20 protein-coding genes and 3 pseudogenes are annotated in these 26,578 nt (G+C 69.0%); 15 read left to right on the top strand and 8 right to left on the bottom strand.

Going from position 1 to position 26,578, the window contains the following annotated elements; all coding sequences use genetic code 11:
• Nucleotides 1–114: 114 nt before the first annotated feature.
• Nucleotides 115–591, top strand: coding sequence for a heme-degrading domain-containing protein (locus tag OG799_RS17515; RefSeq protein WP_406046100.1), 477 nt, complete (start codon nt 115–117; stop codon nt 589–591).
• 204 nt (nt 592–795) lie between these two features.
• Here the strand turns inward: OG799_RS17515 and OG799_RS17520 are convergent, their stop codons facing one another.
• A complete protein-coding gene (locus OG799_RS17520; protein ID WP_406046101.1) occupies nt 796–6,417 on the bottom strand; it encodes a GH92 family glycosyl hydrolase in 5,622 nt (1,873 codons plus the stop codon).
• Nucleotides 6,418–7,341: 924 nt separating this feature from the next.
• Here OG799_RS17520 and OG799_RS17525 point away from each other — a divergent pair.
• From OG799_RS17525 to OG799_RS17535, 3 genes are all read left to right on the top strand, one after another.
• The gene (locus OG799_RS17525) at nt 7,342–7,644 is read left to right on the top strand and encodes a hypothetical protein (protein WP_406046102.1); all 303 of its coding nucleotides are present in this window, start codon (nt 7,342–7,344) and stop codon (nt 7,642–7,644) included.
• Nucleotides 7,645–7,834: 190 nt separating this feature from the next.
• Nucleotides 7,835–7,984 (top strand): hypothetical protein, encoded by a 150-nt coding sequence (locus OG799_RS17530; RefSeq protein ID WP_406046103.1) that lies wholly within the window; start codon nt 7,835–7,837, stop codon nt 7,982–7,984.
• Nucleotides 7,985–8,514: 530 nt separating this feature from the next.
• Nucleotides 8,515–9,375: a zinc metalloprotease gene (locus tag OG799_RS17535; RefSeq protein WP_406046104.1), complete on the top strand. Its 861-nt coding sequence runs from the start codon at nt 8,515–8,517 to the stop codon at nt 9,373–9,375.
• A 146-nt stretch (nt 9,376–9,521) separates the two neighbouring features.
• On the opposite strand, the gene OG799_RS17540 is transcribed toward OG799_RS17535, so the two are convergent.
• From OG799_RS17540 to OG799_RS17555, 4 genes are all read right to left on the bottom strand, one after another.
• Nucleotides 9,522–9,869: a hypothetical protein gene (locus OG799_RS17540; protein ID WP_406046105.1), complete on the bottom strand. Its 348-nt coding sequence runs from the start codon at nt 9,867–9,869 to the stop codon at nt 9,522–9,524.
• A gap of 404 nt (nt 9,870–10,273) precedes the next feature.
• On the bottom strand, nt 10,274–12,508 hold the full coding sequence (gene helR / locus OG799_RS17545; RefSeq protein ID WP_406046106.1) for an RNA polymerase recycling motor ATPase HelR: 2,235 nt from the start codon (nt 12,506–12,508) through the stop codon (nt 10,274–10,276).
• A 133-nt stretch (nt 12,509–12,641) separates the two neighbouring features.
• Complete coding sequence (locus OG799_RS17550; RefSeq protein ID WP_406046107.1) at nt 12,642–14,297, bottom strand: MDR family MFS transporter; 1,656 nt, start codon at nt 14,295–14,297, stop codon at nt 12,642–12,644.
• A 141-nt stretch (nt 14,298–14,438) separates the two neighbouring features.
• The gene (locus OG799_RS17555) at nt 14,439–14,609 is read right to left on the bottom strand and encodes a hypothetical protein (protein ID WP_406046108.1); all 171 of its coding nucleotides are present in this window, start codon (nt 14,607–14,609) and stop codon (nt 14,439–14,441) included.
• Between the two features lie 253 nt (nt 14,610–14,862).
• On the opposite strand from OG799_RS17555, the pseudogene OG799_RS17560 reads away from it, so the two are divergent.
• Both OG799_RS17560 and OG799_RS17565 read left to right on the top strand, forming a co-directional pair.
• Nucleotides 14,863–15,861: pseudogene (locus OG799_RS17560) on the top strand (transposase); the annotation flags it as partial.
• A 300-nt stretch (nt 15,862–16,161) separates the two neighbouring features.
• Nucleotides 16,162–16,545 (top strand): annotated as a pseudogene (locus tag OG799_RS17565) (transposase); the annotation flags it as partial.
• A gap of 183 nt (nt 16,546–16,728) precedes the next feature.
• Here OG799_RS17565 and OG799_RS17570 read toward each other — a convergent pair.
• Complete coding sequence (locus tag OG799_RS17570; protein WP_406046109.1) at nt 16,729–17,118, bottom strand: PPOX class F420-dependent oxidoreductase; 390 nt, start codon at nt 17,116–17,118, stop codon at nt 16,729–16,731.
• A 484-nt stretch (nt 17,119–17,602) separates the two neighbouring features.
• On the bottom strand, nt 17,603–17,749 hold the full coding sequence (locus tag OG799_RS17575) for an SDR family oxidoreductase (protein WP_406046110.1): 147 nt from the start codon (nt 17,747–17,749) through the stop codon (nt 17,603–17,605).
• 106 nt (nt 17,750–17,855) lie between these two features.
• On the opposite strand from OG799_RS17575, the gene OG799_RS17580 reads away from it, so the two are divergent.
• From OG799_RS17580 to OG799_RS17590, 3 genes are all read left to right on the top strand, one after another.
• Complete coding sequence (locus tag OG799_RS17580; RefSeq protein WP_406046111.1) at nt 17,856–18,242, top strand: hypothetical protein; 387 nt, start codon at nt 17,856–17,858, stop codon at nt 18,240–18,242.
• Nucleotides 18,239–19,459 carry a hypothetical protein gene (locus tag OG799_RS17585; RefSeq protein ID WP_406046112.1) on the top strand — a complete coding sequence of 407 codons (1,221 nt, stop codon included), beginning with the start codon at nt 18,239–18,241 and terminating at the stop codon, nt 19,457–19,459. Before OG799_RS17580 ends, OG799_RS17585 begins: the two co-directional genes overlap by 4 nt.
• 808 nt (nt 19,460–20,267) lie before the next feature.
• Entirely contained in the window at nt 20,268–21,281 is a 1,014-nt protein-coding gene (locus tag OG799_RS17590) for a hypothetical protein (protein ID WP_406046113.1), read from the top strand.
• A 255-nt stretch (nt 21,282–21,536) separates the two neighbouring features.
• On the opposite strand, the gene OG799_RS17595 is transcribed toward OG799_RS17590, so the two are convergent.
• Nucleotides 21,537–21,701 (bottom strand): hypothetical protein, encoded by a 165-nt coding sequence (locus OG799_RS17595; RefSeq protein ID WP_406046114.1) that lies wholly within the window; start codon nt 21,699–21,701, stop codon nt 21,537–21,539.
• Nucleotides 21,702–22,150: 449 nt separating this feature from the next.
• On the opposite strand from OG799_RS17595, the gene OG799_RS17600 reads away from it, so the two are divergent.
• The 6 genes and pseudogenes from OG799_RS17600 (at nt 22,151) to OG799_RS17625 (ending at nt 26,551) form a co-directional block, all read left to right on the top strand.
• Complete coding sequence (locus OG799_RS17600; RefSeq protein WP_406046115.1) at nt 22,151–22,561, top strand: VOC family protein; 411 nt, start codon at nt 22,151–22,153, stop codon at nt 22,559–22,561.
• A 14-nt stretch (nt 22,562–22,575) separates the two neighbouring features.
• Nucleotides 22,576–22,898 (top strand): annotated as a pseudogene (locus tag OG799_RS17605) (excinuclease ABC subunit UvrA); the annotation flags it as partial.
• Between the two features lie 43 nt (nt 22,899–22,941).
• The gene (locus tag OG799_RS17610; RefSeq protein ID WP_406046116.1) at nt 22,942–23,406 is read left to right on the top strand and encodes a helix-turn-helix transcriptional regulator; all 465 of its coding nucleotides are present in this window, start codon (nt 22,942–22,944) and stop codon (nt 23,404–23,406) included.
• A 5-nt stretch (nt 23,407–23,411) separates the two neighbouring features.
• Nucleotides 23,412–24,038, top strand: a complete 627-nt coding sequence (locus tag OG799_RS17615; protein WP_406046117.1) for a glyoxalase — start codon at nt 23,412–23,414, stop codon at nt 24,036–24,038.
• Nucleotides 24,039–24,160: 122 nt separating this feature from the next.
• The gene (locus tag OG799_RS17620) at nt 24,161–24,616 is read left to right on the top strand and encodes a pyridoxamine 5'-phosphate oxidase family protein (RefSeq protein WP_406046118.1); all 456 of its coding nucleotides are present in this window, start codon (nt 24,161–24,163) and stop codon (nt 24,614–24,616) included.
• Nucleotides 24,617–25,420: 804 nt separating this feature from the next.
• Nucleotides 25,421–26,551 carry an ABC transporter substrate-binding protein gene (locus OG799_RS17625; RefSeq protein ID WP_406046119.1) on the top strand — a complete coding sequence of 377 codons (1,131 nt, stop codon included), beginning with the start codon at nt 25,421–25,423 and terminating at the stop codon, nt 26,549–26,551.
• The last annotated feature ends 27 nt before the right edge of the window (nt 26,552–26,578 follow it).

The following is a 26,578-nucleotide window of genomic DNA, read 5'->3' on the forward strand; positions in this document are numbered from 1 at the left end:
CCCACCATCCGGTTTGCGACAATCAACAGACACGCACACGCGGCCTGAACCACTCAACACCGCGAGTCAACCACACCCCGGGGCAGTCCCCCACTCAACGACGAGGAGGTGCGTATGCCACCTGACCATGACCCGTGGCCGACGCTGGAGGAGCTGCTGCGCGAGGAGGGCGAGCTGGAGCTTCCGGCCCTGTCGGAGTCGGACGCGTACGAGTTGGGGATGCGCGCCGTTGCCGCCGCGAGGGAGCAGCAGCTACCGATCGCGGTGGGTGTGTGGCGGGCCGGACGCCAGTTGTTCCACTGCGGCCTGCCGGGTTCGACGCTGGACAACGACGCGTGGCTGCGTCGCAAGGGACGGGTGGTGATGCGGTTCGAGCACTCGTCGCTGTACATGGCACGGCTCTGCCAGGACCGGCAGGTGACGCTGGCGGAGAAGTTCGGACTGCCGGCCTCAAGGTATGCGGCCGCCGGGGGCGCAGTGCCACTGCGCGTTCGCGGCACCGGCGTGGTGGGATGGTTCGGCGTATCCGGGCTTCCGCAACTGGAAGACCACCGCTTCGTCGTTGACACGCTTCGCGCGATCTCGCGATAGTCGGCGCCGATGCCATAGCCGACGCCGCCCCGGGCCGGCACGGATGAGCCGCCGGCGGTACAGGACATGGTCGACCTCCTCCGCCACGCACCGCTCGGGTTCAGGTCCGTGCCGACACCGGCTACCGACGACTGGGCGCAGAACCAATCCGCCCTGGGCGGGCCGTGGTCACGGCCCGCCCAGGACGGCTTCACCAGCCCCGACTCAGTTCGGGCCGACCGTGAAGGGCACCGCGACCCGGGTCGCCGAATCGGCGCCAGCCAACGTGATGCTGGTCGAGCCCGGCTTCGCCGCCCCTGGAACGCTGATGGTCGCGCCAGAGACGACGCCGTCACCGTTTGCGCGCACCGTGCTGGAGGCGAGGCCGTCACCGAAGCTGATCGTGACCGCTTCGTTCGGCGCGAACCCGGAGCCGTTGACGACAAGTGACGTACCGCGTGGCCCGGCGGTGCTCGAGACAATCACCTGCGGTTGGTACGTCGGCACTGCCCGCTGCCCGGTCACCTGGACGGTTGCCGTCGCCGGTGTCCGCGAGGACGCGCCGGCGGCGGTGACGGCGTACCGGCCGGGCCGCGTGTCACGGGACGCCGCGATCGACGCCTGTACCGCTCCCGCGGCGGACGCCACGACCGTCACGCTTCGCGCCGGGCTGGCACCGAGCTTGACGGTCACCCGCTCGCCGGCGGCGAACCCGCTGCCGTTGACGGTGATCGTGTCACCGGCGACGACGGTGGCGGACGACGACACGGCGATCGACGGCTGGAACGCGCCACCCGCCACGGTCACGCTGAACGTCTCAGAGCTGCTCGACTGCGTGTCCCATGCGGTGACGTGCACCGTGTACGTGCCCTCCTGCGGGTAGGTGTGCTGTCCGCTCATCGCCCCGGCCGGGCCGACCGTGACGTCGTCCGGAACCGTGCCGTCACCCCATTGCACGCGCGCGTGGTAGCCCGTCGTGTCGGGAACGCCGCCGGTCACCGAGCCGAGGTTCGCCGCGAGGATCTGCCCGGCGGTGGCCGTCTGGTCCTGCGGGGCGGTGGTCGCCAGCGCGGTGGCCGGCGTGCCGTCGTCGGCGATGGCGAACACGTGGATCCTGCCCGCCGATCCGGGATCGCCGGTCTGCGTCGGCAGGGCCACCGAGACGAGCGTCTTGCCCGCCGGGATCTGGTACGGCGTGGTGGCGAACAGGAACGGCTGTGCGCCGTCCCGGCTCGTGCCGCTCAGCCGGTACGCGGCCTTGGCGACGACGATGTTGCCGTAGGACGGGGTGCCGTTGGCGTTGCCGCCCAGCGTCCAGTCGCTCATCTGGATCGGGATGCTGGCGGTGCTGCCGTCGCTGAAGGTCGCCGTGCCGGTGGTGCTCTGGTTGCCCTGCGTGCCGGCGCCGATGAACGAGATGCTCCTGGCGTCGGCCGGCAGGTTGAGCACGATCGTCCTACCGTTGCCCGTCGCGTCGTCCGGCTGCCCGGGTGGGATCGCCGGCAGCGTGAAGTGCAGCGCCGTTCCGGGTACATCGTGCTGCTGGCCCTGGGTCACGCCGGCCGCCGCGAGAGCGGCACGCGAGTACGCCCACGACTTGGCGTCGCAGTTCGCCGCGAGGACGCCTTCGTCGCCGATGCAGACGGTGTCGAACGCGGCGGTGAGGCCGGAACTCGGCGCGTAGGCCACGTCGACGCCGACCGTTGCCGAGCCCTGGCTGGTGCCGTCGGTCACCGTGACGCTCGCCTGGTGGTAGCCCGGCTTGGCGTAGGTGTGCGAGCCGCTGACGCTGTACACGGCCCGCGAGCTCACGGACAGGGTGCCTGCGGTGGCCGGCGAGCCGTCACCCCAGTCGATCGTGGCCTGGTAGCCGGTGGCGGTGCCCCCGGTGACGGTGGCCAGCGGCACCGATACCGCGGCGCCGGACGTCGCGTGCACGCTGCTCGCGGCGGTGACCGTGATGGCGCCGCCACCGAGCTGGACGTCGCCGCCGGCGAGCAACTCGATCTCGGCGAGGTTCGGCTGCCCGGCGCCGGCCGTCTTCGTCACGGCCAGGCGGAACTGCGCGAACTGCCCCGGACCGCTGATCCTGAACGGCCGGGTCTGATTGCGCCACGGGAACGCCTCGCCGCTGCGGGAATCGACGGTGGTCCAGGTGATCCCGTCGTTGGAGCCCTGCAGCTGCCAATCCGTCGGGTCGCCCGCGCTCGCCCCGGAGGTGAGGGTGTAGTACGTCGGCGTCTGCTTGTCGCCGCGGAACGCCCACGTTATCTGCGGCGTGCCGGCGGCGAAGGTCAGCTGGGTGATCGACGAGTCGTCGAACAGCTTCGCCGCGTCCTGGCCGCCGGTCGCGGTCGCGGTGCCGAGACCGGGACCGGTGGTGTCCTGCAGCGGCTTGGGCCTGGCACTGCCCTTGGTCAGTGACGGCGGCGCGTCGTGCGTGCCGGTACCCCACGGCGACGGGTTCGGGCCCATCTGGAAGTCGATCGTGCCGCCGTGGGCGAGGGCGGACGAGTCGATGGACACGCCGCTCTGCGACCTGCCGTTGACCTTCACGCTCTGCACATACACGTTCCTGGTGCTGTTGTTCGGCGCGTTGACCACGATGTCGCCGCTCTGCCGGTGGACGGTCATCCTGGTGAACTGCGGCGAGCCGATGGCCCAGTTGGACGACCCGGCCTGCAGCGGGTAGATGCCCAGCGAGCTGAGGATGTACCACGACGACAGCTCGCCGTTGTCCTCGTCACCCAGGTAGCCCTGGCCGATCTCGCTGCCGACATAGAGGCGCTGCAGGATCTCCCGCACGATCGCCTGGGTCTTGGCCGGCGCGCCGGCATAGTCGTACATGTACGGGATGTGGTGCGACGGCTGGTTGCTCATGCCGAGCTGGCCCATGCGGACCGCCCGCGCCTCGAGCATCTCGTGGATCGTGCCGCCGTACCCGCCCGGATGGTCGGCGTTCTCCGGGGTGGCGAAGAACTGGTCGAGCTTCTGCAGCAGCGCCTTCTGCCCGCCGTACAGGTTGGCCAGCCCCTGGCCGTCCTGCTGCGCGGTGAACGCGAAGTTCCACCCGTCGGTCTCGGTGTAGACGCCACCCCAGTCCAGCGGGTCTCCGGCGAGGAAGTTACCGGCGGCGTCACGTCCCTGGAAGAACTTCGTGTTCGGGTCGAAGAGGTTGACGTAGTTGCGGGCACGCTGCAGGAAGTACTGCGACTCCTCCTTGAGCCGGTCGCGCTCCGATTTGGGGGTGGCCGGGTCATTCGCCAGGGCCGCGCCCATGTTGCCGATGCCGTAGTCGTTGATGAAGCCTTCCAGCGCCCACGACACGGACTCCCCGGTGGAGGTCGGCGTGTAGCCCAGGAACAGCGAAGTCTCGATGCCCTTGCGGCCGACCTCGCTGCGCCCGGACGCCACGGTCGCGTCCTTCACCGCCGCGTCGTACGCGCTGAGCGGGTCGGGCAGCTTGACGCCGTTGAGGTGGGCCTCGGCCATCGCGACGTCCGCACTGGTGCCGGTCATCAGGTCGGCGTAGCCCGGTGACGACCAGCGGGCGATCCACCCGCCGTCGCGGTACTGCTGGACGAACCCGTCGGCGATCCTGGCCGCGACGTCCGGATACAACAGCGAGTACGCGGGCCACACGGTGCGGTAGGTGTCCCAGAACCCGTTGTTGACGTAGATCTGCCCGTCGACGATCTTCGCACCGGTCTGGGTGGCGGTCGACGTGCCGGTCGGCGCCGACACCGGGCTGGCGTACTGCCAGTGCGGTGCGGTGGCGGTGCCGGTGTTCTCCGACTGGGAGTTCGGGTACAGGTTCAGCCGGTACAGGTTCGAGTACAGCGTCACCAACTGCGTCTCGGTCGCCCCCCGCACCTCGATCCGGCCGAGCCGGTCCTTCCAAGCCGCGGTGGCGGCCGCCTGGATCTCGTCGAAGCTCCTGCCGGTGACTTCCTGGTCGAGGTTCCGGTGTGCCTGGTCGACCGAGATGAACGACGTCGCGATGCGCAGGGTTACTTGCTGATTCGCGGAGATGTCGAAGGTGGCGGACGTCGCGGACGAGGCCGTCGGCGCCCGGTCGAAGGTCCCGGACACGAACATCCGGCTGCGACCGGCCGACAGGCCGCTTCCGTTGTCGACCCAGCCGGTGAACGTGCCGTTCGTACCGATGGTGAACGTTCCGTTGTAGAACACGAGGCTTCCGGTGGCCTGCCCGGACGGGAAGGTGAACTGCATGATCCCGCCGTGGTCGGTGGGCGACATCTGGGCGATCAGGCCGTTCTGCAGCGCGACCCGGTAGAACTCCGGCCGCGCGACCTCGTCGTTGTGGCTGAAGGCGAGTGCCCGACCGCTGGGCGCTCCGGTGAGCGGTCCGCCGGCCGGCACCGGCATGACGGACATCTGGTCACGGTCACCCATCCACGGGCTGGGCTCGTGCGAGATCGCGAGTCCCTGCAGCGTGGGCAGGTTGGCCGCGTTGTTGTTCCGCTGGTAGTCGTACTCCCACGAGTTCGAGGTGGCGTTGGTGACGGGCGTGAAGAAATTGAAGCCGTTCGGCATCGCCGAGATCGGCAGGTGGTTGCCGCGCGAGAACGAGCCCGATGCGTTGGTCCCGCGCCGGGTGTCGACGTAGTTGGTGGGGCTGGAGCCGTCGATGCCTGTCGGGGCGGCCGCCAGGGTGATGTCGTCGAGCCAGCCCTGGAAACGGGTCGAGGCCGTCGCGTGGGGATCGTCGTAGGCGAGCAGGATGCGGTCGATCGTCTTGCCGTTCGCGACCGCCCCGATCTCGGACTGCACCGCGTTCCACTGATCGGCGTACAGCACCTTCGACGCACCCTGCCCGGCGGCCGTCAGCGGGTAGCCGTGCTGGTCGACCGGCGAGAGTCGGCTGAGGTAGCTGCCGTCGGTGAAGTGCAGGTCGACGGCCGCGTAGGTCGACGGGTACTGGGCGTCCTGGCCGGTGAACTCAGGGAAGATCTTGTAGGACAGCCGGGTCGCCGGCCCGACCGGGATATCGACGTCGAACAGCCTGTTGGTCGCGTACGAGCGACCGTCCGCCTCGGCGCCGCCCGAGTACCGCAGCGAGGCCAGCCCGGTGAATCCGGCCCTGGGTTTCATGTTGTATCCGCTGACGGGACCGGTGCCGACGACGCTGACCATCGGGGTGGCCGGGGGCTTGGCGTTCGATCCGTCGCTGATGTCCCAGTCGGCGAGCTGGACGAGGGAGTCACCGGAGTTCGCGGTGGTGTTCAGCCGGTAGTAGCCGTAGGCGGTCGTGTTGGTAACGCTGTAGGTATTGGTGACGAACCGCCCGCTGAAGCTCTGCCCCGTCTGTCTGTCCAGGTCGGTCCACGTGTTGCCGTCGTTCGACCCCTGCACCGTGAAGTCCCTGGGGTCGCGGGACGGCGCGTCGTTCGCCGAAGTCAGCGAGTACCGCACCACCGCCGCCGGCTTGGCCAGCTGGTAGGTCACCCAGCCGGTCGGGTTGAACGCCAGCCACTTGGTCGACGGATTGCCGTCCTTGAGGTTCGCGGCGGTTTCGTTCGGCGGGTTCTCCGCGCTCGCGGTCACCGCGTTGACCTGACCGAGCAGGCTGCCGGGCAACCCGGTGGGGCTCGAGCCGCTCAGGTTCGCCTGGACCGGCCTGCCGCTCGCGTCGACCTCGACGGTGCTCGCGACGGGTTGCGGGTCGGGCGACTCGAACGAGGAGCTGAAGTTGCCGGGCGGGGCGGTCGTGGACGCGGCATTCGCCGGGGGTGCGGCGACGAGCAGTCCCGCCGGCAGCAGGACCGCAGCTGTCGCGGCGAGCAGTCGGGGGGACAAGGGGCGCGCAAGGGGGGGATACGACATGAGGGCAGGGCCTTTCGACTCGATCCGGGTCGAGTGCGTCGAACGTCTGGGCAGAGAGGACCGTGGCTGCTGCGGTCGATCGATCGCGATGCAGCGCGAGTGTGCTTGCCGGGCGCTCAGGCCGGGCGAACCGTCCATCGGCTGTGCGTCGACGCCGTCATCGGCGCCGGGACGACCTGCCGATTGGCCTGTCCCGCGCCGGTGGCGGATCCGGAGGCGATGTCGAACAGGTGTAGCGCACCACCGTCCGAGGGGGTCGGCAGCACCTCGGCGGCCGGCTCGCTCCGACCGGCCGGCTACGTCGCCGGGAACACCCGGGCCTGGCCGACGCCGTCACGGCGCCGCCCGGCAGGACGCTTGCACCGGCAGTACTGGGCCGCCGATCTCGGCCATGCACTCTCCTTCGGAGGTCGCATCGCACCCCGCGGCCTGACATCGTTGTCAAAGAACTCGTGACCCACGAACGCATTAGCAGTGAACTGTCGCTGATAGTTCCGGCCAAACCACGGCCGTGTCAATGGGTTCATCACAGCGAACAGCCGTCGCCGAGGATGGCGGCATCCGGGCCGCATTGGCTTGCACTCGTCGCCCCGGAGCCTGCCGGACCCGCCGTTGGTGGACCGGCCCGACTCAGACATCGCGGCCGCTACGCCAGGGGCAGCCGCTCATCGCGTTCCGCGCCGCTGCCGGCAATCTCGCGAACCGCCCGCTGCGGGAACGCAGCGACCTGCTCAGAGACGCCCTCTTGGCGGACCTCCCCGGCGGATAGACCGCCCTCGCCAGCACGGTCCGCCGGGCCGCACGGGCCGGGCATGCTCCGTTCAGCGGATGGTTGATCTGGCCAGTGACCAGCGCGATCGCCACCAAGGCGGTGGCCGGCGTTCCACCACCCAGGGCTGACCACTCACGACAAGAAGTACGACCATGAGCGAAGCGCTCGAGATGACGACATTCCGACTCGCCCCCGGGCTCACCGGCGCCGACTTCATCAAAGCCAACGACGACATCAACAACTACCTACGGCGCCAGCCCGGCTTCCGCTGGCGACGCATGACCGAAGACGACGACGGCACCATCACCGACATCGTCGCCTGGGACTCCCCCACCGACGGCCGGCGCGGCGCCTCAGGAATCATGACCGAGATGGCCGACTCCCCCGTACACGCGACCATCGACCACACCACCGTCGACTTCCGGATCGTCCCCGTGCTGCAACACATCGCCTGACCCCGCAACCCCCGGTCAGGGCGGTGAAGTCGGCGAGCAGGGCACCGGCGCACCCGTCCTGAGCTGGCGGGGATAGGTGCTGCGCCGTAGCAGTGGGCGAGGGCGGCTTTCGGAGTGGCGCCGGTCGGGCTTGTCGCCGGCGGTGGTCAGCAGTTGAGCGGCGACGTCGGGGCCGACGCCGAACAAGGCTGTGGTCGGCGTCCATCGCTCGACGATCAGCCGCAGTGCCGCCGAGATCCGGCCGCTGCCGGCCCAGCGGGGCTGCCTGATGCACGACGGCGTCCGGCTACGCACCGTCGCCGACGTGGTGGGTACCTGGGCCACCACCCGCGGGCGTTGATGGGCCCCGCGAGACGGGTCCGCCGACCGGACGAGGACCGGGCGGGCCGGGACTGGTTCGTGTCCGGCAGACCCGGCTGAACACAATGAGGGCGCTGGTGATGTGTGATCCGGCTGGCTGTTGTTCTGCGGCGACGGCACGCAGACGGCTTCGAAGTGCCACCAGCCCTCCTCCTCCTGACCTCGGCGCAGGATCGCCTTGACCGCTGGGAGGTCAATTGCGAGGAAGCCGGAAACCAAAGATCACCAGCAGGGTGGGCGCGCTCCGACCAAGTCGGGATCTGGCGACGCAATCCCGATCTTGAGGTCTGTTGTCAACGCCAATGGCGTGTTCTCATAACGGGACGACGATGTCGATGCCTTGTCGCGGCGACCGTCGTCCATCCCGCTCTTTGAGCCCGCCATCCCCCAGATGTGAAAGGTGCAACGATGCACAGGAGATCGACGTTCCAACTGGCAGTCCTGACCGCTACCGCTGCGACATTCCTGGCGGCCGGTGGAGCCTCCGCGGCGGTGGGTACGGCAGCGTCCGTGACCGCCTCCGCGGGTGTTTCGGCGTGTGAGCCGGGTGCCGAAGGGCACAGCGCGGCGCGGGCGAGCGAGGGCGCCACCGCGCAGGAGCCGGAGCTGTACTCCAAGAATGAGGCGAACGCCTACGGCGTGATCAAGGATTCGCCGCGCCTGCCCAACGGCAGCATCACCGTGCCCACGGTCTTCCACATGATCTCGGACCACTCTCTCAGCGCGACCGAGACGAACAGGTGGAACACCCTGATCGCGGCGCAGATGACGGTACTCAACGATTCGTTCGCGGGCCGCACGGCGGCGGACGCCTCCGACACGCCGTTCCGGTTCTCTCTCGTCGACACGACGCGGACGGTGAACAGCGACTGGTACACGGTCGTGCCGGGCAAGAACGAGCGGGACATGAAGCAGGCGTTGTACACCGGCGATTCCCGCACTTTGAACGTGTACGCGGCCAACATCGGCGGCGGTCTCCTCGGCTGGGCGTACTTCCCGAAGGGTTACAACAACGGTCGGGACTACATCGACGGCGTGGTGATGCTCGATGAGTCGATGCCGGGCGGAACGGCGGGCAAGTACGCCCTGGGTGACACGCTGACGCACGAAGTCGGGCACTGGCTGATGCTGGAGCACACCTTCGCGCACGGGTGCTCCGCTTCCGGCGACTACGTCGCGGACACCCCGCGGGAGGCGGCGCCGCAGTTCAACTGCCCGGTGGGGGCGGACACCTGCACGGCACCCGGGCTGGACCCGATCCACAACTTCATGGACTACACGCAGGACTCCTGCATGAACATGTTCACGGCCGGGCAGGCGGACCGGATGAGCGACGCCTGGGTGGCATTCCGGGCCGGTGGCGTCAAGTAACCGAGCCCTCGGTGGTCACGTGTCGGGGTTGACGGGCCGCGGCCAGCGGCTCGTCAACCCCTTCTGGATACGCAGACCGGACAGCTGCTGCAGGCGGGCGGGGCAACTCTGCTCAGCCACGGCGATCAGGAAATCCGCCGGAGCTGTCACAACCGATTCCCGGCCGGTGTCTCCATGTCGAAGCCAAGAGCAACCCTGGAGGCGACCTGGCCAGCAACACCCGGATCCCGAAGGCCGAATTGACCGGCATCTACGGCGCGATGGTCAAGCGGATGTCTCGCAAGATGCTCGGCGACGGTGCCGAGCCGGTCGAGGTGGCGTGGCACAACCGCGAGGTGCTCAAGGTGTGTCCAGAGCGCGTCTCGACGGAACTCCACCACCGGGTCCCGCAGGCCCTCGACTTGAACTATCAGGAACACCTGAACGCCCTTGGTGGCAGGCTCGCCCCATCGCGGCGTGTAGAACCGCACCTCACGGCGGAGCCCGCTTTCCACGCGGACACAGCGGTTTGCCCTGACGCTCGAACCCGACCGGCGCCAGGACATCGCGATGAAGGCGGTTCACCGCACGGGGCAGGGTCCAACGTTCGGGCATCGCCACACCCTAGGCCCGCCAGACCTCGGCGCAGCTGTCAGCCCGCAACCATCCGGCGAGCTGTACCGAGTGGCAGCGCGGCGGGCATCAAGGGATTCGGCTCGACCATGGTCGCCGGCCAAGAGCGGATCTGATGCCTCCTCACGCAGCTTTGAACGGGTAATCCGGGTGGCGGAATTTTGGAGTTGATGGCGAACCCGGAATTCGGTTGGGCGCGGTGGTTGCGCCATCGGATGTAGGCGCCGATGGCGTTCCGTCGAACTTCGGTAGCGGTCCTCATGATCGTCAGGCGGCGATCACGTTGTCAGGATCTCGTGAGGATGACGAGTTGCTGGGTCGCTCGGGTCATCGCGACATAGCGGTCGACCGCTCCTTCGACGCCTTTGCCGAATGCCTCTGGTTCGATGAGGACGACCAGGTCGAACTCGAGCCCCTTCGACAGCTCCGGGGGCAGCGACCGGACGCGGGACGTCGTCCGGAAGGTGGGATCGCCGATGACGCAGGCGATCCCGTCGGCGTGCGCGGCGAGCCAGGTGTCGAGGATCGAGCTCAGATCAGAAGCAGATCCGTGTACGACGGGGATGCCGCTGCTGCGGATGGAGGTCGGCACATTGGCGTCCGGGAGCACGGCCCGGATGACCGGCTCGGCTTCCGCCATGACCTCTTCCGGCGTCCGGTAGTTGATGCTCAGGGAGGCCAGGTTGATCCGGTCGAGCCCGATCCGCTCGAGCCGTTCCTGCCACGACTCCGTGAACCCGTGCCTGGCCTGGGCGCGGTCCCCGACGATAGTGAAGCTCCGGGACGGGCAACGGAGCAGCAGCATCTGCCACTCGGCGTCGGTCAGTTCCTGAGCCTCGTCCACGACGATGTGCGCGAACGGGCCGGCGAGCAGGTCCGGATCAGCGTCGGGCAGTGCGGTGTCGTCGACCAGGGCGTCCCGCATGTCCTGTCCACGCAGCATCGTCAGCACACCTTCCCCGTCGTCATACGCATCGGCCTCGAGCAGGTCGTCGACGACCGTAGCCATGCGCGCGCGATCAGCGGCGACAGCAGCGTCGTGCCGTCGCTTACGCCCTGACGCCTCCGGGTCGCCGAGCCGCTGCCGTGCCGCGTCCAGCAGCGGCAGGTCGGACACCGTCCACGCCTGGGCGTCTGCGCGCTGCAGCTTCCGAACGTCGTCGGGGCTGAGCCAGGGAGCGCACTTGCGCAGGTAGGCGGGCACCGACCACAGGTCTCCGACGAGGTCAGCCGCTTCGAGGACCGGCCACGCCCGGTTGAAGGCCGTGCGCAGCTCCCTGTTACCCAGCAGCGAGGTGCGGAGCAGGTCCGCTGGTTCGTCGCCATCGTGCTTGTCCATCAGGGTCGTGAGCAGCTCCTCCCAGATCTGGTCGCGCGCCTCGTTGTGCGGGGTACCGGGGTCAGGCGCTTCGAACGCCTCGGCCCAGTCGTCGGTGCTCAGCCAGATGTCGGACCAGTCGGTCGTGACCGTCATCCCCTTGGTGGGCGGCTCCTCGTAGAACCTGACGGCCGTCTCGATCGCCGTCACCACGTTCGCGGACGACTTCAGCAGGGCCACGTCCGGGTCGGCCTCGATCGCTGCCGTGGCTCCCTCGACGACGAGGTCCCGCAGGGTGCAGGTCTGCACGTCCTCCTCCCCGAGGCTGGGGAGGACGTCGGCGACGTAGGCCAGGTAGGGCTCATGCGGACCGACGAACAGCACGCCGCCCCGGCGGTGACCGAGGCGAGGGTCGGAGTAGCGCAGATAGGCGGTGCGGTGCAGAGCGACGACGGTCTTGCCCGTACCCGGACCGCCGTCGACGACGAGAGCGCCGCGGGAACCCGCTCGGATGATGGCGTCCTGGTCGGCCTGGATGGTGCCGAGCACGTCCCGCATCCGGGCCGACCGGCTGCTGCCCAGGCTGGCGATGAAGGCGGACTGATCGTCGAGCGCAGCGTGCCCTTCCAACCCGTCCGGAGTGAACACCTCGTCCCAGTAGTCGCTGATCCGGCCTCGGGCCCAGCGATACCTGCGGCGGCTCGCCAGACCCATCGGATTGGCGTGGGTCGCTCCGAAGAACGGTTCGGCCGCGGGGGAGCGCCAGTCGAGCAACAGCCGACGACCCGCGCTGTCCGTGAGGCCACGTCGTCCGACGTACACGGGCTCGGGGTTGTCCGCGCTGACCATGCGCCCGATGCACAGGTCCATACCGAAGCGACGCAGTGCGCGCAGGCGAGCAGTCAGCCGGCGGATCTCCTGGTCCCGGTCCAGCGCCCGCCGGCCTGTGCCGCCGGGCGCCTTGCGCTCGGCATCGAGGCGGCCGGACAGGTCGGCGAACAGCTGCTCGAGGCTCTCCGCGATGGCCGCGAAGTGCTGCTCGTCGCCGGCGATCAGCGTCGGGTCGGCCTTGGGGGAGAGGTGTTCGGGAAGGTCGAACACGCTGGCAGTCAGGGGGTTCACGGCATCAGCTCCGATCTGAGGTCGCTTGCAATGGGAGACGAGTGCGCGGCGGCCATGCGCGCGGATCGCCTCGATGGCCATCCGGGCGACGTCTTTCGAGGCGCGCATTGGCATGCTGGTCCGCCGCCAGCCACGGGTGGTCGGTGCGGCGTGGCCGTCATCATGTTCACCCCGCGCGGCGCCTGCCCCGTGGCCGACGGGCGCCCCGCACGACTCAGTGCGGTGCCGCCGCCGCTTCCCGCGCGCGGCGCTCGTCGCCGGTGAGGGTGGACAGCGGCTTCTCCTTGATGAAGACCACCGCGAGCACGGCGAGGAACGCGATCGGCGCAGCCACCAGGAACAGGTCCGAGGTCGCCGTGCCGTAGATGTCGCGGATCACGGCGAGGACCGGCGCGGGCAGCGTCTCGAGGTCGGGCACCTTGGCGCTGCCGCCCCCGGTCGCCGCCGCACCGAAGTGGTCGACGAAGAGCGAGGTCACCCTGTTGGTGAGCACCGCGCCCAGCGCGCTCACCCCGATCGCGCCGCCCATGCTGCGGAAGAAGGTGAGCGTCGAGGTGGCCGCGCCCAACTCGGCAGCGGGCACGTCGTTCTGCGCGGCGAGAACGAGGTTCTGCATGAGCATGCCGACCCCGATTCCGAGCACCATCATGTACGCCGCCAGCAGCACCACGCCGGTCTTCGCGTCGATCGTGCTGAGCAACAGGAACCCGCCGGTCATCACGAGCGAGCCCACCACCAGGTACGGCTTCCAGCGCCCGAACCGCGTGACGAGTTGTCCGGCAACCGTCGAGGACACCAGCAGACCGAAAATCATCGGCAGGCTCATCAGGCCGGCCACCGTCGGGGACCTACCGAGCGCTACCTGGAAGTACTGCGACAGGAACACCGTACCGCCGAACATCGCCACGCCGACCAGCGTGCTGGCCACCACGGTCAGCGTGACCGTGCGGTTGCGGAAGATGCCGAGCGGGATGATCGGCTCCGCGGCCCGCGACTCGGTCCACACCGCGAGCGCGAGCAGGAGCACGCCGCCGCAGACGAACGCCGCGGTCTGCCACGAGCCCCAGGCGAAGTGCTGACCGGCCAGGCTGGACCAGATCAGCAGCGTACAGACGCCGGCCATGATCAGCAGCGCGCCCAGCCAGTCGATCTGCACGGGCCGGCGGACGACTGGCAGGTGCAGCGTCTTCTGCAGCAGGGCGATCGCGGCCAGCGAGAACGGGACGCCTACGAAGAAGCACCAGCGCCAGCCCAGCCATGAGGTGTCCACCAGCACGCCGCCGATCAGCGGGCCGGCGATCGTGGCCGCGCCGAACACCGCGCCGAAGACGCCGGAGTAGCGGCCCAGCTCGCGCGGCGGGATCATCGCGGCCATCACGATCATCGCGAGCGCGCCCATGCCGCCGGCGCCCACGCCCTGCGCGATGCGGCTGACCAGCAGCAGCGTGACGTTCGGCGCAAAGCCGGCGATCAGCGAGCCGACCACGAACAGGCTCAGCGAGAGCTGGATCAGCAGCTTCTTACTGTAGAGGTCGGCCATCTTGCCCCAGACCGGCACGGTCGCGGTCATCGACAGCAGCTCGGTGGTGACCACCCAGGTGTAGACCGACTGGGTGCCCCCGAGGTCGGCGATGATGCGCGGCAGCGCGTTGGAGACGATCGTCGAGGCCAGGATCGTGACGAAGATGCCGAGCATGAGGCCGGACAGCGCCTGGATCACCTCGCCGTGCGACATCCGCCCGGACTGCTCGGCCGCCACCTCGTCGCGGGCGGCCGCCTCGGCGGCCACGGGCACGCCGGCCACGGCCAGATCGTCCGGCGCGATCGCCGCCGGGGTCCCGGCCGCGCCCGGCTCCGGTTGAACGGTCATCAGCTCTCCTCGGTGTAGGGGTGGATGTGGTCAGGCCGCCGGCAAATATCGCGAACGCCTCGTCCACCTGGTCGGCGAACGGGGCCGCGCCGACGCCCGCCGTGGCCCAGCGCATCAGCGCGGTGCGGACCGCGGCGTCCGTCACGGCCGCGACGACCTGCGCGTACGCGTCGTCGCGCGGCCCAAGACGTGGTCGCGGACTTTGCCCACCGGTGGCAGGCCGATCGACGCCCGGTGGATGTTGAGCGCCGCGCCGAACAGCGCCTTATAGCTCCGGGCGTCCAGGTCCCACAGCTCCCGGTTGTCGGCCACGTCCGGGCGGGAGCGGCCGGCCTGGCAGCGGGTGTGGCGGGTGGTGCGGCGACGGCAGCGTGATCACGACCGGCACGTCGCCCAACCGGTCCAGGCGCGACAGCATGGCGAGCGGCCTGCGCAGGCCCGCTTCACCGTGTGTGCTACGTCGCCATCCCCCACCCGCTCAGGTTCGTGTAGCCATGTCCTAGGAACGCGCTGAATTATGGCGTGGCTTCTGCACCTGTTTGTATTGATGTGAGATAATCTTTGCGTGCAGGGTGTGGAGCGTGCTGACCGGGAGTTGCTGGACGCGGCGGCCCTGGTGGGGCATCTGGTGCCGGCGGGCAGTACGTATGCGTTCCTGGCCGAGCATCGGGGTCGGGTGTTCCCGGACGAGCTGTTCGCGGATCTGTTCCCGTCGGCCAAGGGCCGCCCGTCGATCCCGGCGCCGGTGGCGGCGTCGATCCTGATGTTGCAGACGCTGTTGGGCTACTCGGATGCGGAGACCGCCGAGGCCGCCCGGTGTGACCTGCGGTGGAAGGTGGCCTGCGGGTTGGCGTTGGACGACAAGGGGTTCCACCCCTCGACGTTGACGTACTGGCGGCGCCGGCTGGCCCGTTCGGATCGCCCACACCGGATCACTGACGCGGTCCGGCAGGTGGTCGAGGCGACCGGGGTGCTGCGGGGACGGCGTCGCCGGGCGGTGGATTCCACGATCCTGGCCGACGCGGTGGCTACCCAGGACACCATCACCCAGTTGATCAGCCAGATCCGCCGGGTGGCCCGGGTGGTGCCCGGCGCCGCGGAGCAGGTCGCGGCGGCGTGTACCGGGCATGACTACACCCGGCCAGGTAAGCCGGACATCGACTGGGACGACCCGACGGCCAAGGACGCCCTCGTTTCGGCGCTGGTCAACGACGCCACCGCCCTGCTCGGCGCGCTGGCCGGGGCGACGCTGGACGAGCCGGCCGCGCAGGCCCTCGCGCTGCTGGCGTTGGTGGCCGGCCAAGACGTGGAACCGGCCGAGGGCTCCGACGGCACCGACGGGCGGTGGCGCATCGCCCGTAAGGTGGCCGAGGACCGGATCGTCTCCACCGTGGACCCCGGGGCCCGGCACACCCGCAAATCGCCTGAGGCTCGCCGCGACGGCTACCGCGCCCACGTGGCCGCCGACCCGGATACCGGCATCGTCACCGACGAGCAGTTGACCAAAGCCGCCGGTAGCGACAACTCCGATCCGGCCGTGGCGGCCCGGTTCCTCGCCAACGACCTCGCCACCAGCGACGGCGACGGCGACGGCGACGGCGACGGCGACGGCGGACCCAACACCACCAGTGCAGTCGGCACCCACACCGCCAGCGGCGCGGAGCACAGTGACGCCGAGGACGTGCCCGGCCGGGAATGGTACGGCGATTCCGCCTACGGCACCGGGGACCTACGCGATGCCCTCGGCCAGGCCGGCCACACCGCGATCATCAAACCCAAGCCGGTGCAGTCCCCGGTCGCCGGCGGGTTCACCATCGACGACTTCGCCGTGGACGAGGACGGCCAGACGGTCACCTGCCCGGCCGGGCACACCCGGCCGATCAGCCCGACCACCCGCACCGCCGCCTTCGGCGCGCTGTGCCGTACCTGCCCGCTGCGGGACCGGTGCACCAAATCCAAGACCGGCCGCAAGATCGTGCTGCACGAACACGACGCCCTGCTGCGCCAAGCCCGCCGGGACTGGACAACCGACCCGACCCTGCGGGAGCGGTACCGCCGGCACCGGCCCAACATCGAACGGGTCATCGCGCAGGTCGCCAGCCGCGGCGGACGCCGGCTGAAACTGCGCTACCGCGGCGTGGAACCCAACAACGCCTGGCTCAAACGACGCACCGCAGCGCTCAACCTCCGCAACCTGATCAACCGCGGCCTGCACTACACCAACGGATGGGCCCTGACCACCTGCTGAACCGGCTAACACCAGAGCCGAAAGACACCAGCACGACCTCATCCACCAGTCCACCAACGCCCAGACCCCCTACAACGTCACCACCTCGACCCGACCGCTTTCCAGCCGCTGGCAACCCGACCAAGCATCCACGCAGGGCATACCCCGAGGAACACCGAAATTCAGCACGTTCCTAGCGAGATTTCACACCGTACGGCTCGCTCGCGGCCCGTCCAGCCCCCACGAGACGATCTTGGTCGGTGTGATCCTGATGATCTCCCGGGAGAGGTACGGCAGGGGCGGCTCGTGGTCCGTCAGCGCCACCGCCGTGCCCCGGATCTCGATGCCTCGGGGCGCCCACGGATCGACCGTCGCCAGGTCGTCCACGACGAACGCGACCGTGCTGCCCTGCTGGACGTTCCGGAACTTCTTCGACAAGCCCAGCGCGTGCCCGCCGATGACGATCGTGCCAGTGCCGGCATCGACGAAGAAGTTGGTCGGGTTGTTCTGCACCTGCCCGTCAGGCGAGACGGTGGCCAGCCGCCCGATGTGCTGCGTGGCCAGGTAGTCGAGTTCTGCTTGGGTGAAGACCATGCACGTCAGCATGAAACCCCGTTCCCGCGCGACCCGATCGTCAACAACAACAAACGCATTTCGCGACCCCCATTTCCGTCGGTTCTGGCCTCGGCCGACGATTCTGCGGCACGACCCGGGTCTTGCCGCAAGCCCCCCGGTGCGGTATATGTTGAAGGTGGAAAGGAGTGGGTACTTCCCTTTCCCTTGATCGTCCGCTGGACGGACGACCTCCCCGCGAAGCGGCGGCGCGCCGCGTACGGCGGTACCGTCGGCCGCCGACCGCCTTGGCGTGTCAGTCGCGACGCCACTCAATCGACGCGCGCCTCTGCAGCCGGCCACGTAGGCGGTGGCACCTACCCCACCTCTTGGAAATCCGATCTCAGTCGCCCTACGGCGGCTGCATCCGTAGACCCATGGGAGGCCCTTCTGGGAGGCCGCCGGCGCCGGGTGGCCCAACAGGCGGCTGTCGAGGCGCCCGTCCGGTTGTGCAGGACTGAAGGGGTCAGGCGAGCAGGAAGCCGCCGTCGACGGGCAGCGTGACGCCGGTGACGAAGCTGGCCTGGTCGGACAGGAGCCAGGCAGCAGCGGTGGCGATTTCCAGCGGCTGGCCGAGGCGGTTCATCGGACTGAAGGAGTTGAACTTGGACACGCTGTAGGTCCGTTCGGGAGGCCATGCCCGCAGGAGAAAAGAGGTCCCTTCAGGTGTTGGTCGAGAGCGGACTTGCTATTGCCGGCGCCCCTTACTATCGGCGGTCATGGAGCCCGAGATGCACGTCTTGAGTGACGCACCGGATCCCCGCGGCAGCAGCTTCAGTATTCCCGAGAACCGCCTTCCGCCCGACTTCGTCGTCCGTGACGCGCACGTGATGACCGTGCAGCCCGGCGCCGTCCGCGGCGACCACTTCCACTGCGCCAAGCGCGAGGTGTTCCTGGTGACTTACCTCGACAGTTGGTCGCTGCACTGGGACGGGGGGTCGCGGGACGTCTACGGCCAGGGCTGCGCCGCGATCCTCGTACCGCCGCTGCTGTCACACGCGATCCGCAACAGCGGACGGGCGCCGCTGCATGTCGTAGCGCTGTCCGACGCCCCCTACGATCCGGCGCAGCCGGACAGCCACCACCGGAAGGTCTCCTCCCCGTGACCTCAGCAGGATTTTCCGCCTTCTGCCACATCAGTGAGTACGGCGAGAAGGGGTACGCGTATCTACCTCAGATGGTGCTGCTCGGCCGACCACTAACCTTGTGGGCGCCGTCGTCGCGGCTGCTTCTGGCCCACTCCGGTCTCGCCGCCGCGGACCTCCTCGCGCTCGTCGACCGCGGCCACGTCCGCGTTATAGGCCGCGAGCCTTGGCTGATGTCGCGAAAGTACCGCGACGGCCACAACTTCGCGGGCGCTGCATGGACACCGGGGATCGACGACACGCTGCGCGGGTGGTGCGAGGACGACGCCTCGAAGCCGACCGGAGAACAGCGGGTGGCGACTGCCCCGCCGGAGGACGGCTACAAATGGGCCGACGAGTACCTTGAAAACCACCCGCGCGGCTCGAAGGCCTGGTATGACCGCTACCGGCGGTCGCCACAGACTCTGCCAACCGGAACTCTTGACACGATCGCCCGCAACCTCCAAGGCACCCGCTCTATGCAGGAGGAGCGGCGGGTCGTGGCCCGGACGATCCTCCGCGACGGGCGCAACCACGGCCAAGCGTTCCAGATAGCGGGCAGCGACATCTCCGTCCACCTCGACAAGGTCGACCTGGAGTTCCTGAGGCTCCTCACGGACGAGTCCAGCAGGCCGACGATCATCAGGCAAAGAAGCGGTGAGCGCACGCCGTCTGAGGCAATCTCCGCGGAACTCACGCGTCAGACGCTCGAGCTCCTGCGGTGGCTTCGCGACGCCGGGCGCACGAGGCCGATGAACCTTGAGGACTTCCTGGACCACAACGTGCGGCAGGACCTCCTCGGCTGGATGCGCACGCTGTGCAACGAGTACAAGCTCCACAGTCCGACGACACTCGACGGGGTCGTGCTGGCGCACATCCAGCGCGACCTGGCGGACGGCACGTTCGATGGCGCGTTCGTCCCGCCATGGCGACCGGGCGGCCTGGATACGACGGCGGGACTGGTCGGAGCGGTGACCTCATTGCTTGACGCCGCCGTGGGTGAGGTCAGTAGGGCGGGATACGCGGGCTTCGGCGCTATGACGTTCTCCGCGACGCGGACGCTGCTACGCGCGCTTGGCTACATCCCGACGCGGTTCGATGGTCCGCAGTGGCCGTTCTTGTTTGCCCTGGACAAGCCGCCGACCAAGCGCCGTCGGGCCCGACTCCTCACACTGTTGCGAACCCTCCCCCACCGCTGACGGCAGCCGCACCGCCGCGAGGCAGGTACGTAGCCGGTCGATGCCCAGTCGCCCACACGCCAGCGCGTCATACAGCGCCCCGTGACCGCGGCGGTGCTCACCGGCCATACGGCATCACCGTGAGCGGCCCCTGCCCACCGCGGCTGCGGTGTTCGCTCGACCCGCCGACGCCCCGCCCGCGACGCTGCAGATCCCGTTGTACACCCCGACGCCCGTGCTGACCCTCCGCCCAGCGTCTACGACGGAGCTCCGCTTCGACCTCGACCTGCGCGCGTTGTCCGACGGGAGCGACAGGCTGCGGGCGCTGCTTGACCTCACCGAGGAACTCTGGTCGGAGACGCGCTCGCCGGGCCGTTCATGTGACCCCGCAAGCCGACCCGGCCCGGCCGGTACCCGTGGTGCAGGGGCTGGGCCGTGTCCGCCTAAGCCTGCTGGCCTGACAGCGAGGATGTACGAGCCAATTCGCGCTCGTGGCCGGCGCGGTGCTCCGCGCGGACCCGGTCGCAGGAGATTCGGGCGGCCATCCGGTCCGGCCCGGTCCACCGGTGGTTGATAGACCAGCGGGGAGTGCCTGCGCCACCTGGTTCACCGGCGCTTCGGAACCCACCGGCGGACCGCAGGTCGTTCGCCGGCGCGGGCATGATCCGCCGAACGTTCGCTCAGCAGCCGTTTCGCGGCAATCCACCGTGCGGGAGTTGTGCAGCCACGTCTACCTACGCTGCGGTCGATCATCCCCAGCACTACTGGAGCCTCAGATATGCGAAGCATTTGGCGAAGTTCGATCGCGGCGGCCGCAGCCGCTGCGGTCGTGACTGGTTTGATGGGCGCAGGCAGCGCTTACGCAGACAATGACGATCACGAGGATGGACATGCGAACGGCCGTTCGTACACGGTCGGGCTCTTCGGTGACGTGCCGTACGGCGCTTCCGGACGGATCGAGTACCCGCGTCTGATCGCGGACATGAACGACGCTAACCTCGCGTTCTCGATCTTCGATGGCGACCTCAAGGCGGGCGGCGACGGCGCCTGCACAGATGCGCTGTACACGCAGGCGCTGGAGTGGTTCAACAGCTTCGACCGCCCGGTGGTCGCCCTACCAGGCGACAACGACTGGACGGACTGTTGGGGCCGCTACGGCCCGGCCACCGGGGGCTTCGACGCGCTCGAGCGACTCGACCACGAGCGGCAGGTCTTCTATCCGACCGATCAGAGCCTCGGGCGTCACACGATGACGGTGCAGCGGGAGAGCGAGGAACCCGGCTACGAGAAGTACCGGGAAAACGTTCGTCTGGTCGAAGGTCCGGTGATGTTCATCGGCCTCAACGTCCAAGGCTCCAACGACAACCTGCCGCACGTTGGTGTCGACGGCGAGAACCGGCCGGCAAGCGAGATCGCGCGGATGGCTGCCGAGCACCAGGAGCGTGAGGCGGCCAACATCCATTGGCTGTCGGAGTCCTACGCGGAGGCCAAGCGGCTGGGGCTGAAGGGCGTACTCGTGGACTGGCAGGCCGACCCGAACTTCAACAACGAGCAGAAGCTCCAGCCCGCTCAGTACGACGGCTTCAACGAGATCCTCCCCGAGCTGCGCAGGCAGGTCCTCGCGTTCCCGGGCCAGTCTGCGCTCGTGCACGGTGACAGCCACTACTTCAAGGAGGACAAGCCGCTGAAGTACGACAACGGCCAGGTCGTGGCGAATTTCACCCGGGTTGAGACGTTCGGCGACGGCAACACCCACTGGGTGGCCGTGACCATCGACCCGAACGACCCGAACCTGTTCGAGTTCAGCCCGAGGATCGTGGCCGCCAACGTGAACGACCGCTGAGCCGCGACGGGACGAGGATCCCGGCGGCGGCTGAACGGGCCCGCGTCAGTGGACGCGGGCCTGTTCAGCTTTGCCGCTGCTCGGTGGAGCGGTCCAGCCTCGTCCCTGACCAACCGGGAAAGCCGGATCACCCCCTTGAACGGCTCGTAGTCCTCGTAGATGACCTCGCCGGCGTGCCATCGGTGCAGAGGCGCGACGGCCACCCCGAGGCCGAGCAGACTGGCGCGCAGCTTGTTCGCCTCATCCTCGTAGGCGTCAGCCGACCGGGGCGGGGGCGGGCTCGTAGACGATGTGGGCCTCGACGTCGTATAGGGCCTGCGGCGCACCGACGAACCGGCCCAGCTGCTGGCCTACTGGCGCAGCACGCTGTACGAGCACGCCCTGGCCCGCCGGCGCGACCGGGCCGAGCTGTTCCGCCACGACCCGCTGCCGACGCTGCTGCGCCGCCGCGACCGGTACGAGATGCCGCAGGCCGACCGGCGGGCGTGGCTGGAGGAAGCGATCGCCAGCGGCCGCGCCGCCGAGCGGCTCAAGGCGGCCGGCATGGCGTGGGAGGCGCTGTCGGGGTGGCTCGGAACAGGGGTTGGATCTACAGCCCAGGCCATGACGCCCACCGGCGGAGGGACTTGCAGTCAGCGAGTGTTACCCCTACGCGACGCTGGTCGGCGCTCCGGAACTCGGCTATCTGGTCGGGAGGCTACGGCCCGAGAGGGGGTGGAGCGCACCCGGGAGCAGAACGCGGAGCTGAATGGGCGACTGATGGCTGCGGAGGAAGCGGCGGGGATGCCGCCGTGTGTGGCGAAACAGGTGACCAGACCGATCAGGAATCGAGAAGCGCCGGCCCCCGAGGCGCACCTAGCCTGATCGCCATGGACATCACCATTCACACGACCTTCCTCCCGCACGTCGACCCGGACGCCTCCCTGGCTTTCTACCGCGACGTCCTCGGCTTCGAGGTCCGCAGCGACGTCGGACAGGGCACGATGCGTTGGATCACGGTCGGCCCCGTCGACCAGCCCGGCACGTCCATCCTGCTGGCGCCGCCGGCCGCCGACCCCGGCGTCACCGACGACGAGCGCCGCACGATCGCCGAGATGATGGCCAAGGGCACCTACGGCTGGATCCTGCTGGCCACCAAAGACCTCGACGGCACCTTCGAGAAGCTGCAGGCCGGCGACGCCGAGGTCGTCCAGGAGCCGATCGAGCAGCCGTACGGCATCCGCGACTGCGCCTTCCGCGATCCCGCCGGCAACCTGATCCGCATCCAGGAGTTGCGCTGAGCCGTCCGGTCATCGATCCAGCCATGATGGCCGCCGTCGCGACCATCTGCGAAGAATGCGGCGCCCAGTGCTTCGAGGCCGCTGTCCTCGACCACCCCCTCGGCGGCCGCACCATCGCAGAGGTGCTCGCGATGTCGGGGCCGCCGAGGCCTGGACGTTCTTCGCCGAGGGCGCGGCGCGCACGCCGGCCGCCCACACGGGCGGCGTTCACATCCTCGCCGAGCCGACCACCGGCCTCGATCTGGCTGACGTCGAGCAGATGCTCGGCCTGCTCGACCGGCTCGTCGACTCCGGCAAGTCGGCCATCGCCATCGAGCACCTCGCCGCCTGCTCGGCAGGTAACCCAGGCGCTCGCGGCCATCGATGAAAGGAGTTCTCTCATGTGTCACCCCTCGTGGGGGCGCGCACGCACCGCGGCGCAGCGCCTGAGCGACCTCGCGCGACTACGCCGGGTCCGCGACCGGATCGACCGGGAGTACGCGCAGCCGCTGAACGTCGAGGCGCTCGCCCGCGGCGCGAACATGTCGGCCGGGCACCTCAGCCGCCAGTTCCGGCTGGCCTACGGCGAGTCGCCGTACACGTACCTGATGACGCGTCGCATCGAGCGCGCGACGGCGCTGCTGCGTCGTGGCGACCTCAGCGTCACCGAGGTCTGCTTCGCGGTCGGCTGCTCATCGCTGGGCACCTTCAGCACCCGCTTCACCGAGCTGGTCGGCATGCCGCCCAGCGCCTACCGGCGCCGCGTGACGGGCGCTGCGGCGGGGATGCCGCCGTGTGTGGCAAAACAGGTGACAAGACCGGTCAGGAATCAAGAAGCGCCGGTCGCCGAGCCGCACCTAGCGTGATGGCCATGGCATCCATCGAATCCGTCACCCTCGACGTGGCCGACCCCACGGCCGCCAACCATTTCTACACCGCCGCCTTCGGTTTGGACACGCAGATACGCCTGCGGGCCTCGGAGGCACCGACGACCGGCTTCCGTGGGTTCACGCTGGCGCTCACGGTGTCCCAGCCGGCCACCGTCAACGGCCTCATCGGCGCCGCCCTGGAGGCCGGTGCCACGCCGCTGAAGCCTGCCGCGAAGTCGCTCTGGGGCTACGGCGGTGTCGTACAAGCTCCGGACGGGACGATCTGGAAGGTCGCGACCTCGGCGAAGAAGGACATCGGCCCGGCCACCCGACAGATCGACGAGATCGTGCTCCTGCTGGGAGTCGCGGACGTGGCCGCGAGCAAGCGGTTCTACGTCGAGCGCGGCCTCGCCGTAGCGAAGAGCTTTGGCCGCATGTACGTCGAGTTCACTACCGGGTCGAGTCCCGTCAAGCTGGCGCTGTACAGGCGCCGTGCCCTTGCCAAGGATGTCGGCGTCGCTCCCGACGGCACCGGATCGCACCGACTCATGATCGGCGGCGATGCCGGACCTTTCACCGACCCGGACGGGTTTGCATGGGAGGCCGTATCGCCGGCACCCGCGCCCTGATGTGTCACTGCTGCCTGCCCTACCTGGTCGCCGATCACGAGACGGCCGCCGGGTGAACCGACGGATGACCGACGTAGCCCGCCCCTTGGAGGAAGGGCTCTCCACGAGTGACTGGAGGAAGCATGACGGACGCGCCGCCGCGTCGGCTTGAGGAGAGGCTGCGGGACACTCGCGCGAAACTGAAGAGCGACGTCGATCTCTGGGTCGCGACGTCGGGCTCCCCGGGCGGCGTCCACCTCATCCCGCTGTCGTACCTCTGGGACGGGACCGCGTTTCTCATCTCGACGCCGCGCGCCTCGGTCACCGGCCGCAACCTGCTGGCGGACGGCCGGGTGCGACTCAGCCTCGGGCCGACCCGCGACGTCGTCGTCGTCGACGGCACGGCCGAGCCGGTGGACATCACCGACCTCGCGCCGGAGACGGGCGACGCGTTCGCGACCAAGACCGGTTTCGACCCGCGCGAGCTCGACGAGCCCTACCAATACTTCCTGATCCGGCCGCGGCGCATCCAGGCCTGGCGGGAGGCGAACGAGCTGCGGGGACGCGACCTCATGCGCGATGGCCGCTGGCTCGGCTGACCGCCGCACGGGAACACACCCGCTCCACCCGGCGAGCGGTGCGCTGAGGACGTGGACTTCCAGCGGGGACTCCCCACTCGGATCGAACAGAGCTGACGCATCTCAGACCGCTCCAGCACCGACCTTCGTCGGGAGAAGCACATAACACCCGGTGATCGTCGGCGGCCAGTTGTCTCCCCAGCAACTGGCCGCCGGTGGGGAATTCCAACTGGCCGCTGTCATGACGGAGACGCTCTCCCTCCTGGTGGCAGGGGACAGTCGTCAGCCACCATGGCTCGACGGCAGGGACACCACAGTGGCAGCTGGAGTAGCCGAACGGGCACGAATGCGCTCGCCGTGAAGCGCTGTTTGGCGACGGCCGGCGAGCGATGACGTCGAAGACGTGCCAGTGCCTGGGGCCGTTGCAGGCGGGGCCTCCTCGTCCTCCGCGGTGAAGCACAAATCAGGGGCCGAGCCGACATCCGGGCATCGGTGCCAGCGGGCTGCCACCGTGCGTCACGAGCTCCACCCCGCCTGCGGCGGTTATCCAATCGTTATCGGCTGCCGTGCCGCCACCCGTTGCCAGTCGGTGCGCAAGCGTTTTTACTCCGAGTCGGAAATCCCTCAGTGTCAAGGCGATCGGCCCCTGACACGCCAACGATAGGAGGCGGGCGGATGGCCCAGCAGAAGAGAAGTCGCCGCGTCCACGCGGTGCTCGCAGCGGCTGCAGCTGTGGCCCTCACCACCGCGGGGTGCGGCGGGGGCTCGTCGAGCGACAGCGACAGCGCAGCGCAGGGGGCCGACTCCAGGGGTCCCATCACGTTCGTGACCGGCAAGGACAACAGCAACGTCTGGTCGGCGACTATCGAGAAGTGGAACACCGCCCACCCCAACGAGAAGGTTACGCTCAAGGAGCAGTCCGACCAGGCCGACCAGCAGCACGACGACATCGTGCAGCACATGCAGGCCAAGGACCCGAGCTACGACGTCGTCACCACCGACGTGGTGTGGACGGCGGAGTTCGCCGCCAAGGGCTGGCTCGTGCCGCTCAAGGGCCAGTTCGCGCTAGACACCAGCAAGCTGCTCAAGCCGACGGTGTCCGCCGCGACCTACAACGGCACGCTCTACGCCGCGCCGTTCGCCAGTGACGGTGGCATGCTCTACTACCGCAAGGACCTCGTTCCCACCCCGCCCAAGACCCTGGACGAGATGTGGGGCATGTGCAGCATCGCCAAGAAGAAGAACATGGGGTGCTACGCCGGCCAGTTCGCGAAGTACGAGGGCCTGACGGTCAACGCCGCCGAGGCCATCAACACCGCTGGCGGCAAGATCGTCGACGACCAGGGCAAGCCGACCGTCGACTCCCCCGAGTCGGTCAAGGGCCTGCAGATGCTCGCCGACCACTACAAGAACGGTGACATCCCCAAGGAGGCCATCACCTTCCAGGAGGAGCAGGGCCGCCAGGCGTTCGAGGCCGGCAAGTTGCTGTTCCTGCGCAACTGGCCCTACGTGTACAACTTGGCCAAGACGGACGGCTCGTCGGTCGTGAAGGACAAGTTCGCCGTGGCTCCCCTGCCCGGCCTGAGCGGCCCCGGCGCATCCAGCCTCGGTGGCCACAGCGAGGGCATCAGCGTCTACTCCAAGCACAAGGCGACGGCCTTCGACTTCCTGAAGTTCATCGAGGAGGACGCCCAGCAGAAGTTCTTCATGGAGAAGGGCTCGTTGGCGCCGGTGGTTGCCTCGATGTACGACGACCCGGCCCTCGTCGCCAAGGCCCCTTACCTGCCGACGCTGAAGACCTCGATCGAGAATGCCGTCCCCCGTCCGGTCACACCCTTCTACCCGGCGGTGACGACCGCGATCGAGGAGAACGCCTACGCCGCGATCAAGGGCGACAAGTCGGCCGATCAGGCGATCAAGGACATGCAGGCGGCGATCGCCTCGGCGTCCCACTGACCTGCACTACTCCCCTCGGATGCGGGG

It is taken from the genome of Micromonospora sp. NBC_00898 (assembly GCF_045207895.1).
GTDB lineage: Bacteria > Actinomycetota > Actinomycetes > Mycobacteriales > Micromonosporaceae > Micromonospora.

What these genes read in the sequence shown, in the direction of transcription:
- OG799_RS17520 (WP_406046101.1), bottom strand. Translation starts at nt 6,417, where the DNA reads ATGTCGTATCCCCCCCTTGCGCGCCCCTTGTCCCCCCGACTGCTCGCC.
- OG799_RS17570 (WP_406046109.1), bottom strand. Translation starts at nt 17,118, where the DNA reads ATGGTCTTCACCCAAGCAGAACTCGACTACCTGGCCACGCAGCACATC.
- OG799_RS17525 (WP_406046102.1), top strand. Translation starts at nt 7,342, where the DNA reads ATGAGCGAAGCGCTCGAGATGACGACATTCCGACTCGCCCCCGGGCTC.
- OG799_RS17620 (WP_406046118.1), top strand. Translation starts at nt 24,161, where the DNA reads ATGACGGACGCGCCGCCGCGTCGGCTTGAGGAGAGGCTGCGGGACACT.
- OG799_RS17610 (WP_406046116.1), top strand. Translation starts at nt 22,942, where the DNA reads ATGTGTCACCCCTCGTGGGGGCGCGCACGCACCGCGGCGCAGCGCCTG.
- OG799_RS17615 (WP_406046117.1), top strand. Translation starts at nt 23,412, where the DNA reads ATGGCATCCATCGAATCCGTCACCCTCGACGTGGCCGACCCCACGGCC.
- OG799_RS17550 (WP_406046107.1), bottom strand. Translation starts at nt 14,297, where the DNA reads ATGACCGTTCAACCGGAGCCGGGCGCGGCCGGGACCCCGGCGGCGATC.
- OG799_RS17580 (WP_406046111.1), top strand. Translation starts at nt 17,856, where the DNA reads ATGGAGCCCGAGATGCACGTCTTGAGTGACGCACCGGATCCCCGCGGC.
- OG799_RS17515 (WP_406046100.1), top strand. Translation starts at nt 115, where the DNA reads ATGCCACCTGACCATGACCCGTGGCCGACGCTGGAGGAGCTGCTGCGC.
- OG799_RS17600 (WP_406046115.1), top strand. Translation starts at nt 22,151, where the DNA reads ATGGACATCACCATTCACACGACCTTCCTCCCGCACGTCGACCCGGAC.
- helR (WP_406046106.1), bottom strand. Translation starts at nt 12,508, where the DNA reads ATGGCCATCGAGGCGATCCGCGCGCATGGCCGCCGCGCACTCGTCTCC.